The following is a 17,692-nucleotide window of genomic DNA, read 5'->3' as shown; positions in this document are numbered from 1 at the left end:
CTCTCTCCGTCAGACGCGTTCGATGATCGTTGCAGTGCCCATGCCGGCGCCGATGCAAAGCGTCACCAGCGCGGTGTTGAGGTCGCGGCGTTCCAATTCGTCCAGCACCGTACCGAAGATCATCGCACCGGTGGCGCCGAGCGGATGGCCCATGGCGATGGCCCCACCATTGACGTTGATCCGGTCATGCGGAATGTCGAAAGCCTGCATGTAGCGCAGCACCACCGAAGCGAAGGCCTCGTTGAGCTCGAACAGGTCGATGTCCGACAGCTTCATCTTCGCCCGCTTCAACAGCTTCTCGGTGACGTCGACGGGGCCGGTCAGCATCAGCACCGGTTCCGAGCCGATGTTGGCGAACGCACGGATGCGTGCGCGCGGCTTGAGGCCGAGCGTCTTTCCCGCCTTTTTCGAGCCGAGCAGCACGGCCGCCGCGCCATCGACGATGCCGGAGGAATTGCCGGCATGGTGGACGTGGTTGACCTGTTCCACCTCGGGATGCTTCTGCACGGCGACGGCGTCGAAGCCGCCCATTTCGCCGGGCATGACGAAGGACGGGTTGAGCGCGGCCAGCGACTGCATGTCGGTCGAGGGCCGCATATGTTCGTCATGGTCGAGGATGGTCAGGCCGTTCTGGTCCTTGACCGAGATCACCGAATTCTTGAAGCGGCCCTCGCCCCACGCCTTGGCGGCACGCTTCTGGCTTTCGACCGCGTAGGCATCGACGTCGTCGCGCGAAAAGCCGTATTTGGTGGCGATCAGGTCGGCCGAGATTCCTTGCGGCACGAACCAGCCGGGCAGGCCGACCGATGGGTCCATGAACCAGGCGCCGCCGGAGGCGCCCATGCCGACGCGCGACATCGATTCGACGCCACCGGCAATGACGATCTCGTCGGCGCCCTGCGCGATCTTGGCGGCGCCGAAATTGATGGCGTCGAGGCCCGAGGCGCAGAAGCGCGATATCTGCATGCCAGGCGCCTTGGTGTCGTAGCCGGCCTCGAAAGCGGCGGCACGTGGAATGACCGCACCCGCCTCGCCAACCGGATCGACACAACCGAAGATGATGTCGTCGACGGTGCCGGTGTCCAGCCCGTTGCGGTCGCGGATGGCCTCGAGCACCTTGGCGCCGAGCCGCACCGCCGGCACTTCATGCAGCGAGCCATCCTTCTTGCCCCTGCCGCGCGGCGTGCGCACGGCATCATAGACATAAGCTTCGGCCATTTTCCTGCTCCTTGGGTTTGCTGAAACTCGCTCAGAGCGAGCGCCCGATCAGCAATTTCATGATCTCGTTGGTGCCGCCGTAGATGCGCTGGACGCGGGCGTCGCGGAACATGCGCGCAATCGGATATTCATTCATGTAGCCATAGCCGCCATGCAATTGAAGGCATTCGTCGACGACTTTTCCTTGCAGGTCCGACAGCCAGTATTTGGCCATAGACGCGGTCACCGGGTCGAGGCCGCCGTTAATGTGGCGGGCAACGCAGTCATTATAGAAGACGCGGCCGATGGTCGCCTCGGTCTTCAATTCGGCAAGCTTGAACTGGGTGTTCTGGAATTCGATGATGGGCTTGCCGAAGGCCTTGCGCTCCTTGACGTAGTCGATGGTAAGCGCCAGGGCCCGCTCGACCATGGCGATAGCAGTGGTGCCGATCTGCAGCCGCTCCTGCGGCAATTGTTGCATCAACTGGACGAAGCCCTGGCCTTCCTCGTTGCCGAGCAGGTTCGAGGTCGGCACACGTACGTCGTTGAAGAACAGTTCCGACGTGTCGTTGGCCTTGAGGCCTATCTTGTCGAGGTTGCGGCCGCGCTCGAAACCCTCCACCTCGTCGGTCTCGACGACGATCAGCGAGATGCCCTTGGCGCCCTTCTCAGGATCGGTCTTGGCAACGACGATGATGAAATTGGCGAGCTGGCCGTTGGTGATAAAGGTCTTCGAGCCGTTGAGCTTGTACCGGTTGCCGTCCTTTTCCGCGCGCGTCTTGACGCCTTGAAGGTCGGAGCCCGCACCCGGCTCGGTCATGGCGATGGCGCCGATCAGCTCGCCGGTCGCCAGCCTCTGCAGCCACTTCTTCTTCTGCTCCTCCGAGCCGTAGTGGAGGATATAGGGGGCAACGATCGAATTGTGCAGGCCAATGCCGAACCCGTCGACGCCGACATGGCCGATCGCCTCGATGATGGCGCTCTCATGCGCGAAGGTGCCGCCCGATCCGCCATATTCCTCCGGCATAGAGGCGCAGAGCAGGCCGGCAGCACCCGCCTTCAGCCAGCTCTCGCGGTCGACCATTTCGTTCTTCTCGAACTCGTCGTAACGCGGCGCGATCTCTTCCGACATGAAGCGGTGCGCCATGTCGTAAAGCATGCCGACCTCGTCCGCCGCCCAGGCGGGCTTGGGAAGGCCAAGGATTTCGGCGGGGTGGGTCATGGTTTCTCCCTCGCGCCGACGTTCCCCTCCCCCTCGAGGGGAGGGTGGCCGCGAAGCGGCCGGGTGGGGTCGCCGATGACTTGCTCGACCTTATCTTTTACAACCTGCGCCATGTGCCACGGCATTGCGATCATTTTCCTCCAAGGCATGCATCAGAATGAAGGTCGGCGCACTGCACGCAGGACCCTTCCCGGCCCTTCGGGCCACCCTCCCCTCGAGGGGGAGAGGAATGCCGAAGCTAGAACGCTTCCGCCGGCAGTGCCATCAATGTGTCGGCACCGCTGGAAATGCGGGCAAGATGCGCCGACGTCTCCGGCATGATCCGCTCTAAGAAGAAGCGCGCCGTCACCAGCTTGTTGTCGTAGAAAGACGAAGCGCCGTCGGCGCCATTCGCCAATTTCGCTGCGGCCACCCTGGCCATCTGCGCCCACATATAGCCCAGCACCACCAGGCCGAAGAGATGCATGTAATCGGTCGAGGCGGCACCGGCGTTATCGGGCTTGGCCATGCCGTTCTGCACCAGCCACATCGTCGCCGTCTGCAGATCGTTGAGGCCCTTCTTCAGCGCCTTGGTGAAGGGCGCCATCGTCTCGTCGGTGCGGTTTTCCTCGCAGAACTCTCCGACTTCCTTAAAGAAAGCCTGGACCGCGCGGCCGCCATTCAAGGCCAGCTTGCGGCCGACGAGGTCGAGCGCCTGGATGCCGTTGGCACCCTCATAGATCATGGCGATGCGCGCATCGCGGACGAACTGGCTCATGCCGTGCTCTTCTATATAGCCGTGGCCGCCGAAGACCTGCTGCGCCATTACCGCATGATCGAACCCCTTGTCGGTGAGCACGCCTTTGACCACCGGCGTCATCAGGCCGGTGTAGTCGTCTGCGACCTGGCGATCTTTGTCGTCACCGGAGCGGTGAGCGATGTCGGACTTGATCGCCGTCCACAGCGCCAGCGCGCGGCCGGCCTCGTTGAAAGCCTTCATGGTCATCAGGCTGCGGCGGATGTCCGGATGGACGATGATCGGATCGGCCTTCCTGTCCGGCGCCTTCGGCCCTGACAGCGAGCGGCCCTGCAAACGATCCTTGGCGTAGGAAACCGCATTCTGGTAGGCAACCTCAGATAGCGAAAGTCCCTGCAGGGCGACGCCAAGCCGCGCCTCATTCATCATGGTGAACATTGCTTTCAGCCCGCCATTGGCCTCGCCGAGCAGCGTGCCTTCAGCGTCGTCGTAATTCATGACGCAGGTCGAGTTGCCATGGATACCCATCTTCTCCTCGATCGAGCCACAGGAGACGGTGTTCTTCTCGCCCGGATTGCCTGAGGCATCGAGCTTGAGCTTCGGCACGATGAACAGCGAGATGCCCTTCACGCCATCCGGCGCGCCCTCGATACGGGCCAGCACGAGGTGGACGATATTGTCCGACATGTCATGCTCGCCGGCCGAGATGAAGATCTTCTGACCGGAGATCCTGTAGGTGCCGTCGCCATTTGGGACGGCCTTGGTGCGCAGCAAGCCAAGATCGGTTCCGCAGTGTGGCTCGGTCAGGTTCATGGTGCCGGTCCAGGCGCCCTCGACCAGCTTCGGCAACCATGTTGCCTTCTGCTCTTTGGTGCCATGGGTGATGATCGCAGCGATCGCGCCTTGCGTCAGGCCGGCATACATCATCAGCGACATATTGGCCGACACCATGTATTCGGCAACCGCAGTGTGCACCGCGTAGGGCAAGCCTTGCCCGCCAAACTCGACAGGTGCCGCGAGCCCCATCCAGCCGCCTTCGCGATACTGGTCGAAAGCTTCCTTGAAGCCTTTCGGCGTCGTTACCGAACCGTCGTCATGGCGCATGCAGCCTTCCACGTCGCCAACGCGGTTCAGCGGCTGCATCACGTTTTCGGCGAGCTTCGCGCCCTCGGCAAGGATGGCCTCGAGCACATCCGGCGTCGCGTCGGAAAATCCGGGAAGATTGGAATAACGCCGATATCCCAGCACTTCGTTCAGCACGAACAGCGTGTCCCGGACCGGCGCTCTGTAGATCGGCATGCGTTTCCTCCACCATGCGGTCTTGGCCCCGAAATCAGCCCCAGCATATGAGGATGGCAGACGGACCAACGTTGTGGTCGAGATAACAAATATTGACGTTTGCGTAAACGTCAATTCGGCGGTGCGTCAAATTTTCCCCCGCGCGCCAGGACGACAAACGACAAAGCACGGCAAACGACGAAGAACCGCGCAGCGAAAGCCACGCGGCTCTTATTCGTCACAAATCGAAAGCTTAGTTTAGCTCGCTACGCTGGCCTGCGGCGTCGAGCGCTCGATCAGCATTTGCCGGACGGTCGACATCGAAGCACTCAGTTCGCTGATGGCGTCGTCGATCAGCGCCCGCTGCTTCTGCAGACGGGCAAGCTGCTTCTCCGACTTGTCGAGCGCCAGCCGCAATTGCTTGGTGTTGGAGCCGTTCGGATCATAGAGGTCCATCATCTGCTTGACGTCGCGCAGCGAGAACCCGACCTTGCGGCCAAGCAGGATCAGCTTCAGCCGGGCCCTGTCGCGGCGTGTATAGAGACGGGTCGAGCCGTCGCGCTGCGGGTTGAGCAGACCCTTGTCCTCATAGAAACGCAGCGTACGCAGCGTCACTCCGTATTTCTTGGCCATTTCGCCGATGCGGACAAGCTCTTCACCGGCTTCGCTCGACATATCGTTGGTGTTGGCCGCGGCTTGGCCGGGCGAAATAAGTTTCATGGTCACTGGCTTTCCCCGTCTGGTGGCGTCGCGGTCGCGGACCTTGCGTCGCCTGAGTGAAAGCGGGGGCGTGCTTCCACTCGTGGTTTCAACAAACAAATCGCAAACGGCGTAATCCGCTCATTTACGTTTACGTCAATTCTATATCGATAGCCGCCTCACCACGCAAGAGCGTTCTGGTCTTGCAACTTTATGCCGCAGCACCAGCGGACAACCTAAAAGGTCGTTGCCGATTTCGGGAGCGATCATGCGGCTGATCAAAATTCTACAACGTCTTTTGCGCGTCCAAAAAAGACACCCGGCGCCGTCGGCGGCCAGCCGACAAAGTTGCAACTTCTTAAGCTTGGTTAACGCGTTGTTTACCACGTTGGGGCGAAATGTGCGCATGTCGGTTACCCGTGTCTATCCTGTACTGAATTTTTCACGGTTTTTCGGAGCGCGGATGAGACCCGGGAAGCTCGTCTTCCACTGCAACAAGCCAAGCAGTCGCCTTCGTCCCGGCAGGACTTTGGGAACCTGGTGAAAGCCAGCAATTCTGAAACGGGCGTATTGATGAACAGCAAGCGGTCCTACCTCGATACACTCAACGCCGGCAGGCAACGCCGGCCGCACACGACGCTTGAAGAGCTCAACCGCTCCCTGGAAACTCTGGAGCAGCGGCTGGAGCGGACGCGCGAGGAGACGGCAAGCCACCCCGATCCGCGCCGACCAGCGGCAGAACCACGCTATCCCAGCGCCCAACCCTATGGCCAGCAGCGCCGGTATGAGGATCCACGCGCGCAGCGGCCGAAAGGTCCAGCAGCGGCTTTCGACCAGAATTACCAGGCGATCGCCCGCGATATCGACCGGGTACGCGGCCAGGAGGACAGCGTCGCCCTAGCCGGCAAGATCGCCGGGGAATTGCGCGGCCTGCGCGAAGACTTGCGCCAGCAGATGACCTCCGGCCTGCAACGCGAGTTCGAGGTACTGCGCAAGAATATTGGGCGAGCCTTCCAGTCAAATGGCGGCGGCAAAGGCAGCGCCGAACTCAGCGTCGAATTCGAGCGGCTTTCCGGCGCCATCCAGACACTGGCCGAAAAAAGCGACGACAGAAGCGTCAATATGCTGCGGCTCGAGCTTGAGCAGGTCAAAGCCGCGCTCGATACGCTGGCGCGCGAGGAGAGCGTGCAGGCGGTCGGACGCCGCTGGGACGATTTCGACCGCCGCTGGAACGCTTTCGAGGATCGCGTCGAGGCCGATCAGCGCAAGCGTTCCGATGCACCCGGCCTGTCGGCGCTGACGGAGCGGCTCGAACAGATCAGCAATGCCGTCAGCAATCTGCCGGAATCGCTGTCGCTGCGCTCGCTCGAGGAAAAGGTCCGCACGCTTGCCGGAGCGGTCGACCATTTCGCCCGCCAGCAGGACAATCGCGGCGGCGACACATTCAGTCAGATCGACGAGCGGCTCGACGAGATTTCCCGCGCGATCGTCGCCTCGACGGTTGCCGCGCAAGCCAATTCGTTCGACCCCGAGCCCTTCGAACGCATCGAGAAGCGGATCGATTCACTGGCCCAGCAAATCGAAGAAGTGTCGCAGGATCGTCCGGGTCGGGAGGTCATCGACCGTCTCAACACATTGTCGAGCCGCGTGGATGAACTGGCCGGCCGAGCCAATCTGCCGGAACAGGCGATGGAGCGCCTTGCCAGGCAAGTCGCGCTTATTGCCGACAAGATCGACCACGCGCCTGCCATGCCCGACGCCGACTACATCTTCCAGGGGCTCGAGCAGCGCTTCGACGTGCTGTCCAGCATGATGGAACGTCGCCAGGGCGACGCAATCGAACAAGGCAACATGCTGTTTCGCGACCTTGAGCGCCGGTTGGACGAGGTCGCCGACAGGCTGGACCAGCGCATGCCGCAGGTCGATAGCGCCGGCATTATGGATGCTATCGACGCCCGCTTCACCGCGCTGGCCAAGCGGATTGAGACGCGCGTTCCAGATCCCGCCAACGAGGCGGCGATCCGTGGCCTGGAGAGCCGGCTCGAAGACATCTCAAGCCGGCTGGATTCGTCCGCGGCGCAGGTCGCCAGCATCGACCCGGCGTTGATCCGCAGCCTTGAAGCGCAGGTCGCCGGCCTGACGGCGCATCTTTCCAAGCCCGGCACGCCGCTGCCGGAATTCGACGACATCAGCCCGCGTCTCAACGAAATCGAGAAGTCGCTGGCCGGAACCCGCGATTCCATCCTCGGCGCGGCGCGCGAGGCGGCTGAGAGCGCCGTCCGCTCACTGGCCGGATCAAGCGCCAACACGGCGGCCGTTACCGGCCTCGCCCAGGACCTGAAGACGCTCGAGGCACTGACGCGCCGTTCGGACGAGCGCAATTCGAGAACGTTCGAGGCTATCCACGATACGCTGCTCAAGATCGTTGACAGGCTTGGTTCATTGGAGACGGGCGAACCGGCAAGCGCGGAGTTGAGCAAGCGTTTCGGCCGGCCATCCAAGATCTCGGTGCAGGACGCACCGTCGATGGACCTCGACCAGCCGCTGCCGTTGACGGGCAGCATGGCCGATCTCGACGGCCGCGCCGCGGCGCTCGTGCGCGACGAGCCAGGTCCGCGTACGCCAGCCGAGGCCGCCGCCGCAGCAGCCCTGGCGGCTCTCGGTTCAGACACGACGCGTGAAAAAACCGAGCAAGGCGGCGGCAGGAAATCGATGTTAGGCGGGCTGGCGCGCGCCTTGAAGGGCAAGAAGGACGCCGAGATGCCGCCGCTTGCAGGCTCGGCGCAGAGCGCCGAGATACCGAGCGTCGATCTCGACGAGCCCCTCGACCCCAAGCTCGCCAACCGGCCACTGGAACCCGGCTCCGGCGCACCCGACCTCAGCGCCATCATGAAGCGCGTGCGCGACGAGCGCGGGCAGCCGACCCGGGAAGGCGGCGCTGAGGCGGCGAAATCGGACTTCATCGCGGCAGCCAGACGGGCTGCGCAAGCGGCGGCCGCCGAGGCGGACGCCCTCAAGCGCCAGTCGACGATGAAAGGCCCGGTCAAGGCACTCAGGATCGGCGACCTGCTCAAGGCGCGGCGCAAGCCGATCCTGATGGGGGCAATCGCCATCATGCTGGCGCTTGCCGGCCTGCAACTGGGCAAAGCCTTCTTCTCCGACCCGGTCGAAGTCACCAACAATGAGGCGGCACCGGCCGTGGCCGTACAGCCGGTGGAAACCGCTTTGGCCAGCGTTGCCAGCGAGCCGAAGGCGGACGCGCAGACGACAACACAGGAGAGCGCGCCGTCGCCCACCGTCAGGCAGGCAGAGCCATCCGCATCGATGACCAAGGACGACACGGCGGCGCAAACCGGCCCCGCTACACCGGCAGCCGAGACATCGACGGCGCCCTCGGCTTCCGCGGCGCCTGCTGACCTGGCGGCGCAAGACACCGCGGCCGCAGTGCCCGCGCCGGCAGCGGCGACGGCCAGCGACGCCGAGCCAATGGCTGCCGCGCCTGCTATAGCCACCACTGCGACGCAGGACACGACCGGCACGGTGCCGCCGGCGGATGCTGCCGCGGCAGGCGTTGCCAAGATCGACGTTCCGGCCGATGCGGGTCCGGCCGCCCTGCGCGATGCAGCGGCCGGCGGCGACGCCAAGGCGCTGTTCGAGATCGGCTCGCGCTACGCCGAGTCTCGCGGCGTCAAAGAAGACATGGCGGCGGCGGCCAAATGGTATGAGAAAGCTGCCGAACTCGGTTTCGTACCGGCAGAATACCGCATCGGCAATTTCTACGAGAAGGGCGTCGGCGTCGCACGCGACATCAAGAAAGCGAAAACCTGGTACCAGCTTGCCGCAGCGCAGGGCAATGCCAGCGCGATGCACAATCTTGCCGTGCTGTTTGCGATGGCGACGGATGGCGTGACCGACAATGAATCGGCAGCGCGCTGGTTCCAGGCGGCGGCGGATCTCGGTGTCAAGGATAGCCAGTTCAATCTCGGCATCCTCGCGGCGAAGGGCGTCGGCATGAAGCAGAACCTCGAGGAGAGCTACAAATGGTTCGCACTCGTCGCCAAGACCGGCGACAAGGATGCGGCGGCCAAGCGCGACGAGATCGCCAAGGCGCTGAGGCCCGACCAGCTGGAGCGTGCGCGGGCCGCGGCTGAACTGTGGAAGGCCAAGCCGCTCGATCCAGCCGCCAATTCGGCCGACGTTCCTGAATCGTGGCAGGACGGCACACCGCAGACGACCGCCGGCATCGACATGAAGAAAGCGGTCCAGAACATCCAGCGCATTCTCAACAAGAACGGCTACGAGGCCGGCAATCCCGACGGCATGATGGGCCAGAAAACCAAGAACGCGATCATGGCCTTCCAGGCCGACAACGATATGAAGGCAACCGGCGCGATCGACGAAAAGCTGGTCAAGGCGCTGCTTGCGCGTAAATAACGGCGGATGCGTCGTTTCCGCGACGCCTTTGCCACAGATTTGCCTGTTAACTGATTGAGTTGTTTTTTGTTTCGGCGGTGCTGCGAAGTTTGACTTCACGGCCCGGCCGGCGCAAGAACGAGATAGCCTTCTGACGCAAAAATGCCCGCAACGGTTGCATTCGCCAGGAGGCAAACTGATCGAGACTGACGGGTGGGCATCTATCTCCCGATCGCGGAAATTTCCGTCAACATCTTCGTGCTGCTGGCCATGGGTGCGGCGGTGGGTTTCCTGTCGGGCATGTTCGGCGTGGGCGGCGGCTTTCTCATTACGCCGCTGCTGATCTTCTACAACATACCGCCGGCAATCGCGGTCGCCACCGGCGCCAACCAGGTCATCGCTTCCTCCTTCTCCGGCGCCCTGTCGCACATGAAGCGCGGCACGCTCGATTTCAAGCTCGGCGGCGTGCTTTTAGCCGGCGGCATCGTCGGCTCGACCGGTGGTATCTATGTCTTTGCGCTCCTGCGCCGGCTCGGCCAGCTCGACCTGTTCATCTCGCTGCTCTACGTCGTGCTGCTCGGCACCGTCGGCGGACTGATGCTGGTCGAGAGCGTCAATGCGCTGCGCGCCACTCGCAGCGGCGCCGCACCGGTGTTGAAGAAATCCGGCCAGCATAATTGGATCCACCGCCTGCCGCTGAAGATGCGGTTCAGGGCCTCGAAGCTCTTCGTCAGCGTCATTCCGGTGCTTGGGCTGGGCGCGGCGATTGGCTTCCTGTCCTCGATCATGGGCGTCGGCGGCGGCTTCATCATGGTGCCGGCCCTGATCTACCTTTTGAAGGTGCCGACCAACGTCGTCATCGGCACCTCGCTGTTCCAGATCATCTTCACCTCGGCTTACACCACGCTGGTCCACGCCACCACCAACCAGACGGTCGACGTCATGCTCGCCTTCCTGTTGATGGCAGGCGGCGTCGCCGGCGCGCAATATGGCGCCAAGGCTGGTCAGAGGCTGCGGGGCGAGCAACTCAGGGCGCTGCTGGCGCTGCTCGTGCTGGCGGTAGCCATCCGGCTTGCCATCGATCTTTTCGTCACGCCGCCCAATCTCTATTCTCTGTCCGGCGTGGGCCTGAGCTGATGGCCGGCCTAAGGACGCTCGCGGCCGCCGCCTTGCTGTCGCTGCTGGCTGCTGCGCCATCGGCGAAGGCGCAGGCGCCACTAACCGAAAACATCCAGATCGGCCTTTCCACCGACAATGTCTCGATTACCGCCGGCTTTTCCGGCGCCGACCTGACCATTTTCGGCTCGCTGGAAAATGCCGATCCGCTTGTCGCGCGGCAAGGGCGCTACGACGTGATCGTCGTGCTGGAAGGCCCGGCTCGGCCGGTCGTCGTGCGCCGCAAGGACCGGGTGCTCGGCGTCTGGGTCAATCTGGAGTCGGAGACCTTCAAAAACGTACCTGTCTCCTATTCGGTGGCGACGACGCGGCCGCTGCAGGACGTCACCGATCCGAACAGCTACAAGCAGCTGTCGCTTGGCGCCTCCAACCTCTATTTGCAGCCCGCCGACGCGGAGGACAGCCCGGCGACAATCGAGGAGTTCACCGCCGCGCTGCGCGAACGCAAGGCGGCGACCGGCCTCTACAGCGAGAATGTCGGCGGTGTGCAGTTTCTGTCGCAGAACCTGTTCCGCGCCACCGTCAGGCTCGCCCCAAACGTTCCGGTCGGCACCCATAAGGCCCGCGCCTTCCTGTTCAAGAGCGGCTTGTTCATCAAGGAAAGCTCCGCCCAGCTCGAAATCCGCAAGTCCGGTTTCGAACAGTCGATCTTCCGCGTCGCGCACGACTATTCCTTCCTCTATGGTGTCTTTGCCGTATCGCTGGCCATGCTGACCGGCTGGCTCGGAAGACTGGTGTTCAGGAAAGACTGAACTCTCGTAAAAGTGGTTTCCCTTTCCGAGGGTATGGGTTAGACCGCGACCCCCGGCCCGACCGGATACGAGCTGCTGCTCCCCAAATCAGAACTACAGGAACGCACGATGCGACCAGCATTTGCCGGTATCGACTTCGGCACTTCGAATTCCACCGTGAGCGTGGTCAGGAACGGGCAGCCGCGGCTGGTGGCGTTGGAAGACGGCCAGGTCACGCTGCCCAGTGCGGTATTCTTCAATTTCGAGGACAACCTCACCTATTTCGGGCGACGCGCCATTGCCAACTATACGGACAGTATCGAAGGCCGCCTGATGCGCTCGCTGAAGAGCGTGCTCGGCAGCTCGCTCGCTCACGAAAAGACGCGCATCAAGGTGCGCTCGATCGGCTTCATGGAAATTGTCGGCCTATTTGTCGGCCACCTGAAAAAGAAGCTGGAAGAAGAAGCCCATGACGCGGTCGACAGCGTCGTGCTGGGACGGCCCGTGCAGTTCGTCGACGACGATGCCGAGGCCGATGCGAAGGCGGAGCACCAACTCGAAAACGCCGCTCGCGCCCAAGGCTTCAAACATATCGCCTTCCAATTCGAGCCGATCGCGGCGGCACTCGATTACGAACAGAAGGTGACGCGCGAGGAACTGGCGCTGATCGTCGACATGGGCGGCGGCACGTCCGACTTCTCGATCGTGCGGGTCTCGCCCGAGCGCGCCCGCTCGCTCGACCGCAAGGACGACATACTGGCCAGCCGCGGCATCCACATCGGCGGCACCGATTTCGACCGGCTGCTGAGCATCGCCCATGTAATGCCGCAGCTCGGTTATTTGACGCCAACCAAGGACGGCAAGCGCAATCTGCCGGCGAGCTACTTCATCGAGCTGGCGACATGGCAGCGCATCAACCTGGTCTACACAGCGAGGGCGATGACGCATCTGCGCCAGATCCGCTACGAGGCGGAGCGCCCGGACCTGGTCGAGCGCTTCATCCACATCGTCGAGCATCGTTACGGCCATGCGCTGGCGGCGCTGGTCGAAAAGGCCAAGATCGAGCTGACGGACCGATCGTCGGCCGATGTCGAGGTCGCGCTGCCCGAGGTGAGGTTCACGGCAGAAATCACGCGCAAGGGTCTCGAAGCCACCATAGTCAGGGACATTGAGCGTGTTGCGGCTACGGTCGAGCAGACCATCCGCGACGCACAGGTGAAGGCCTCGGACATCACCGTGGTGTTCCTGACCGGCGGATCGACCGCGATCCCGCTGGCCAGGCAGCAGATCCTGGCGCTGGTGCCGCAGGCGTCGGTAATCGAAGGCGATGTGTTCGGCTCGGTCGGGCTTGGACTGGCGCTCGACGCGCAGCGGAAGTTCGGCTGATCGGCTTAAAGCGGCGCGGATCTCTCAGCTTTGCCGCCAAGATGCGCCTTGAGCGCCATCTGGGCCAGGCTTGGCTGCCGGTCGCGATGCGTGATCATGGCAAATTCGCGCTTCGGCAGATCGACCGGCACAGAACGCAGGCTGCCTTCGGCGACCGCGCGGGCGACGACGAGTTCCGAGATGATGCTGGCGCCGGCGCCGGCCTCGACCGCCTGGCGAATAGCCTCATTGCTCGGCAATACCAGGAATATCTGCAGGTCCGCGAACGAAACCCCGTCGCGTCGGGCAAGGTCCTCCAGCGCCTCGCGTGTGCCCGACCCGCCTTCGCGAATGATCCAGCGAAGCCCGCCAAGGTCGGGATGTCCAGGCGAAACTTCCGCGATCTCAGGGTGCGAGCGCGCCACGACCAGCATCATGCGATCGATATCGACCTTGGCACGCCGCAAAATGTCGGATTCGGTGCGCCCCTCGACCAGGCCAAAATCGGCTGCGCCATCAAGTACATTGGTCTCGACCTGCCTGGTGTTGCCAATGCTCACACTCAGCCTGACGGCAGGATAGGCTTCGTGGAAAGAGGCGAGCCGGCGCGGCAGCCAATAGCTGGCGATGGTCTGGCTGGCAGCTATCGAGAGACTGCCTGATATCGTCTGCGAGACATGCTCCAGCACATTGTGGGCCGCCGCAGCCCGCTCGAGGACCGCCTTGGCTTCGGGCAAGAATCGGCGTCCGGTCTCGGCGAGCTCGATGTTGCGGCCGACGCGGTTGAACAACTGGACGCCATGCTGCTGTTCGAGCGAGCGGATCGCGGCGGATGCGGCCGACTGTGAGATGCCCAGCAACTCGGCCGCTTTGGTCATGTGCGCCCGTTCGGCGACGGCGACGAAGATCCGCAACTGGTCCAGGGTCATTCCGATACTAAGAAGCAAATCCGATTGGAATTACAAGAGCAAGTTGTTAGACGGATCGGTCACTTTGTTCTAAATTTTGGCCCGAAATTGGAAAAAAGTCGCGCCAGAGCAGTCGAGGGTAGAATTGGTGGGGCGGTTCAAATCCGTGTTTGCGCACTGGACCCGCAGCCTGCGGCGGCGGCTCTTGGGTGAACGCTATCGGCCGGAAGAGCATTACATGCGCGGCCCAGGCCCGAAGACGAGAGCCAAGTTCGCGGAGCGCAAGAGCATCACCGGATCATGACCAACAACCTGCTGCGCGGAGCCAATTCGGCACCATCACAACGGCCGCTTGCCGATACGCGCGCGCCCGCTGAACGCGACGGCGTCGATACTTCGCCTGATGTCTCCGACAGCATCGCCAAGACCACCTGCTATATGTGCGCCTGCCGCTGCGGCATCGACGTCCATATCAAGGACGGCAAGGTTCGGTACATCAACGGCAACAAGGATCATCCGGTCAATCGCGGCGTGCTGTGCGGCAAAGGCAGCGCCGGCATCATGCAGCATTACAGCCCGGCCCGGCTGACGAAACCATTGCTGCGCACCGGACTGCGCGGCTCGGGCGAGTTCCGCGAGATCGAGTGGGAGGAAGCTTTGTCGATCGCGACAGAACGGCTTTCGAACATCCGCCAGACCGATCCGAAGAAACTCGCCTTCTTCACCGGGCGCGACCAGTCGCAATCGCTGACCGGCTGGTGGGCGAGCCAGTTCGGCACGCCGAACTTCGCCGCCCATGGCGGTTTCTGCTCGGTGAACATGGCAGCCGGCGGCCTCTACACGATTGGCGGCTCGTTCTGGGAGTTCGGCGAGCCCGACTGGGACAACACCAAATATTTCCTGCTGTTCGGGGTTGCCGAAGACCATGATTCCAATCCGATCAAGATCGGACTCGGCAAGCTCAAGGCGCGCGGCGCCAAGGTGGTTTCAATCAATCCCTGCCGCACCGGCTATAATGCAATTGCCGACGACTGGATCGGCATCCGGCCCGGCACCGACGGCCTGTTCGTATTCGCCCTCATCCATGAATTGCTGAAGGCTGGCCGCATCGATCTCGAGTACCTCTTGCGGTACACCAATGCCCACATCCTGGTCGTTCAGGAGCCTGGAGCTGTCGATGACGGGCTGTTCATGCGCAATGGCGACGGCAATCCGCTGGCTTGGGACAGGGTGGCGAAGACGCCTGTCAATGCCAGCGATGCCGACGCGAAGCCCGCATTGACCGGCAGCGTTCTCGTCGACGGCCGCCGCTGCGTGCCGGTCTTCCAACTCGTCGCCGACCGTTATCTGGACGAGAGCTATTCACCGGACGCCGTCACTGACCGGTGCGGCATCTCCGCCGACACCATCCGACGCATTGCCGCAGAACTCGCTCATGTCGCCTTCGAACAGCAAATCGAACTGCCGGTGGCCTGGACGGACTGGGCCGGCCGCCGGCACGAGACCATCAAGGGTCGGCCGGTGTCGATGCATGCGATGCGCGGCATCTCGGCCCATTCGAACGGATTTCACACTTGCCGCGCCATTCATCTGCTTCAGGTGCTTCTCGGCACGGTGGACGTGCCGGGCGGCTTCCGCTTCAAACCGCCTTATCCGCGGTCCGCGCCGCCGGGTCCAAAGCCCGCCGGCAAGAATGTGAAGCCGATGACACCACTCGAAGGCATGCCGCTCGGCTTCGTCTGCGGGCCGGAAGACCTGCTGATCGACGGAGGCGGCAAACCGATCCGTATCGACAAGGCATACTCCTGGGACGCGCCGCTGGCCGCCCATGGGCTCATGCACACGGTTATCCGCAACGCCTGGGCCGGGGATCCCTACACGATTGACACTCTGTTCATGTACATGTCCAACATGGCTTGGAACTCGTCGATGAACACCGTCGAGACGATGGCAATGCTGACCGATATCGATGCGTCAGGTGAGCACAAGATCCCGTTCATCATCTATTCCGACGCTTATTATTCCGAGACCGTACCTTTTGCCGATCTGGTGCTGCCGGACACGACCTATCTCGAGCGTCATGACTGTATCAGTCTGCTCGACCGGCCGATCAGCCACGCCGACGGTCCGGGCGACGCTATCCGCCATCCCGTTGTCGAGCCGGATCGCGACGTCAGGCCGTTCCAGACGGTTCTGATCGAACTCGGCGCGCGGCTCGGTCTGCCGGGCTTCGTTCATGACGACGGCTCCGCCAAATACCGCGACTATGCCGACTACATCGTCAATCACGAGCGCACGCCAGGTGTCGGTCCGCTCGCCGGCTGGCGCGGCAAGGACGGGGCCTCGGTCGGCAAGGGCGAGGTCAATCCCGACCAGTTGCAGCGCTACATCGATAATGGCGGCTTCTGGCACCAGGATTTCGCCGCCGATCAGCGCTACTACAAGATGGCCAACCGCTCGTATCTCGAATTCGCTGAGAGCATGGGCTTCATGCCGAAGGCCGAGCCGATCGTCTTCCAACTCTATTCGGAGCCGATGCAGCGCTTTCGCCTTGCGGCGCGCGGCCATGGCGGGGTGCTGCCGCCGGAGGCGGAGCGCAGCCGTATCGAGACCTATATGGATCCGCTGCCGTTCTGGTACGCGCCCTTCGAAGAGGCTGCCGTCGATAGCCAAGCCTATCCGCTCCACGCGCTGACGCAGCGGCCGATGCACATGTACCATTCCTGGGGCGGGCAGAATGCGTGGCTAAGGCAGATCACCAGCCAGAACCGGCTGTTCGTGCACAATCGGACCGCCGCCAGCCTCGGGCTTGTCGATGATGACTGGGTGTGGATCGAGAGCATCAACGGCAAGGTCAAAGGACAGATCAAGCTGGTCGACGGCGTCAACGCCAATACGGTGTGGACCTGGAATGCGATCGGCAAGCGTCGCGGCAGCTGGGGGCTGAAGGATGAGGCGGCCGAATCCAATCGCGGCTTTCTACTCAACCACATCATCGGCGACCAGACCTCTGCCGATGCGAATGGCAAACACTATTCGAATTCCGATCCTGTCACCGGCCAGGCGGCATGGTTCGACCTGCGCGTGCGCATCGTCAAATGCGCAGACGAGGAAGCAGGCTTCACCGAACCGCAGTTCGAGCGGTTCCGACAGCCGCCGCATTTTGAACCCCCGCCCGATAAGCTTAGTTTCGGCGCCGAATTCCGTCGGGAAAGAGAAGCTGCCAAATGACTTGCCTTCCCACCCACACCGACAAGAAGCTCGGCCTTGTCATCGATCTCGACACCTGCGTCGGCTGCCAGGCCTGCGTTACCGCCTGCAAGGAATGGAACACCGGCGGCCACATGGCGCCGCTGACCGACATCGACCCCTATGGCGGCAATGTCGACGGCGTCTGGTTCAACCGCGTGCACAGTTATGAGCACATGACCGAGATGGGTGGGCGCACGGTCAATTTCCCACGCTCCTGCCTGCACTGCGAGACGCCGGCGTGCGTCACGGTCTGCCCGACCGGCGCCTCCTACAAGCGGGCGTCGGATGGCATCGTGCTGGTCGACGAGGACAAATGCATCGGCTGCAAACTGTGCAGCTGGGCCTGTCCCTACGGAGCGCGCGAATTCGACACCAATGTCGGCGTGATGAAGAAATGCACGTTGTGCGTCGACCGCATCTACAACGACAATCTGGCGGAAGAAGATCGCGTGCCCGCCTGCGTCGCTGCTTGCCCGACCAGCGCGCGGCATTTTGGCGATCTGGGCGATCCGGCATCCGCTATCTCGCAACTGGTGGCCGAGCGCGGCGGTGTCGATCTGATGCCGGAAATGGGCTATAAGCCGACCAACAAATATCTGCCGCCACGTGCCCACACCACCCGCGCCGCATCGGTGCCGGCGCCAGCGCTTGAAGCGGTGCAGGCTGAAGGCGGCTTCCTCGGCTGGGTCGACCGCATGCTTTCGAACTGACCCGT

11 protein-coding genes are annotated in these 17,692 nt (G+C 62.9%); 6 read left to right on the top strand and 5 right to left on the bottom strand.

Translation table 11 applies throughout. From position 1 onward, the window contains the following. Positions 1-9: 9 nt before the first annotated feature. From NKJ32_RS04680 to NKJ32_RS04665, 4 genes are all read right to left on the bottom strand, one after another. On the bottom strand, positions 10-1,218 hold the full coding sequence (locus NKJ32_RS04680) for an acetyl-CoA C-acetyltransferase (RefSeq protein WP_352589120.1): 1,209 nt from the start codon (positions 1,216-1,218) through the stop codon (positions 10-12). Positions 1,219-1,249: 31 nt separating this feature from the next. Further along, positions 1,250-2,419: an acyl-CoA dehydrogenase family protein gene (locus tag NKJ32_RS04675; protein ID WP_352826906.1), complete on the bottom strand. Its 1,170-nt coding sequence runs from the start codon at positions 2,417-2,419 to the stop codon at positions 1,250-1,252. A 238-nt stretch (positions 2,420-2,657) separates the two neighbouring features. After that, positions 2,658-4,454, bottom strand: a complete 1,797-nt coding sequence (locus NKJ32_RS04670) for an acyl-CoA dehydrogenase (protein ID WP_352826905.1) — start codon at positions 4,452-4,454, stop codon at positions 2,658-2,660. Between the two features lie 237 nt (positions 4,455-4,691). After that, the gene (locus NKJ32_RS04665) at positions 4,692-5,153 is read right to left on the bottom strand and encodes a MerR family transcriptional regulator (protein WP_023677331.1); all 462 of its coding nucleotides are present in this window, start codon (positions 5,151-5,153) and stop codon (positions 4,692-4,694) included. A 552-nt stretch (positions 5,154-5,705) separates the two neighbouring features. Between NKJ32_RS04665 and NKJ32_RS04660 the strand changes: the two genes are divergently transcribed. The 4 genes from NKJ32_RS04660 to NKJ32_RS04645 all read left to right on the top strand — a co-directional run bounded on the left by NKJ32_RS04660 (position 5,706) and on the right by NKJ32_RS04645 (position 12,838). Further along, complete coding sequence (locus NKJ32_RS04660) at positions 5,706-9,566, top strand: peptidoglycan-binding protein (protein ID WP_352646410.1); 3,861 nt, start codon at positions 5,706-5,708, stop codon at positions 9,564-9,566. Between the two features lie 192 nt (positions 9,567-9,758). Beyond that, positions 9,759-10,682 (top strand): sulfite exporter TauE/SafE family protein, encoded by a 924-nt coding sequence (locus NKJ32_RS04655; protein WP_023676949.1) that lies wholly within the window; start codon positions 9,759-9,761, stop codon positions 10,680-10,682. Next, positions 10,682-11,473 carry a TIGR02186 family protein gene (locus NKJ32_RS04650; protein WP_352589111.1) on the top strand — a complete coding sequence of 264 codons (792 nt, stop codon included), beginning with the start codon at positions 10,682-10,684 and terminating at the stop codon, positions 11,471-11,473. The genes NKJ32_RS04655 and NKJ32_RS04650 overlap by 1 nt, the downstream gene beginning before the upstream one ends. A gap of 108 nt (positions 11,474-11,581) precedes the next feature. Beyond that, entirely contained in the window at positions 11,582-12,838 is a 1,257-nt protein-coding gene (locus NKJ32_RS04645) for an Hsp70 family protein (RefSeq protein ID WP_352826903.1), read from the top strand. A 5-nt stretch (positions 12,839-12,843) separates the two neighbouring features. Here the strand turns inward: NKJ32_RS04645 and NKJ32_RS04640 are convergent, their stop codons facing one another. Next, the gene (locus NKJ32_RS04640) at positions 12,844-13,746 is read right to left on the bottom strand and encodes a LysR substrate-binding domain-containing protein (RefSeq protein WP_023676946.1); all 903 of its coding nucleotides are present in this window, start codon (positions 13,744-13,746) and stop codon (positions 12,844-12,846) included. Between the two features lie 279 nt (positions 13,747-14,025). On the opposite strand from NKJ32_RS04640, the gene NKJ32_RS04635 reads away from it, so the two are divergent. Together NKJ32_RS04635 and NKJ32_RS04630 are read left to right on the top strand one after the other, a co-directional pair. Beyond that, positions 14,026-16,956 (top strand): molybdopterin oxidoreductase family protein, encoded by a 2,931-nt coding sequence (locus tag NKJ32_RS04635; RefSeq protein ID WP_352826901.1) that lies wholly within the window; start codon positions 14,026-14,028, stop codon positions 16,954-16,956. After that, complete coding sequence (locus NKJ32_RS04630; RefSeq protein WP_023676944.1) at positions 16,953-17,687, top strand: 4Fe-4S dicluster domain-containing protein; 735 nt, start codon at positions 16,953-16,955, stop codon at positions 17,685-17,687. The genes NKJ32_RS04635 and NKJ32_RS04630 overlap by 4 nt, the downstream gene beginning before the upstream one ends. The last annotated feature ends 5 nt before the right edge of the window (positions 17,688-17,692 follow it).

Origin of the sequence: Mesorhizobium sp. M0159, assembly GCF_040322295.1 — a bacterium.
Taxonomy (GTDB): Bacteria; Pseudomonadota; Alphaproteobacteria; order Rhizobiales; family Rhizobiaceae; genus Mesorhizobium.
The sequence above is the reverse complement of the archived record's forward strand: the minus strand, read 5'-3'. Positions and strand labels throughout refer to the sequence as shown.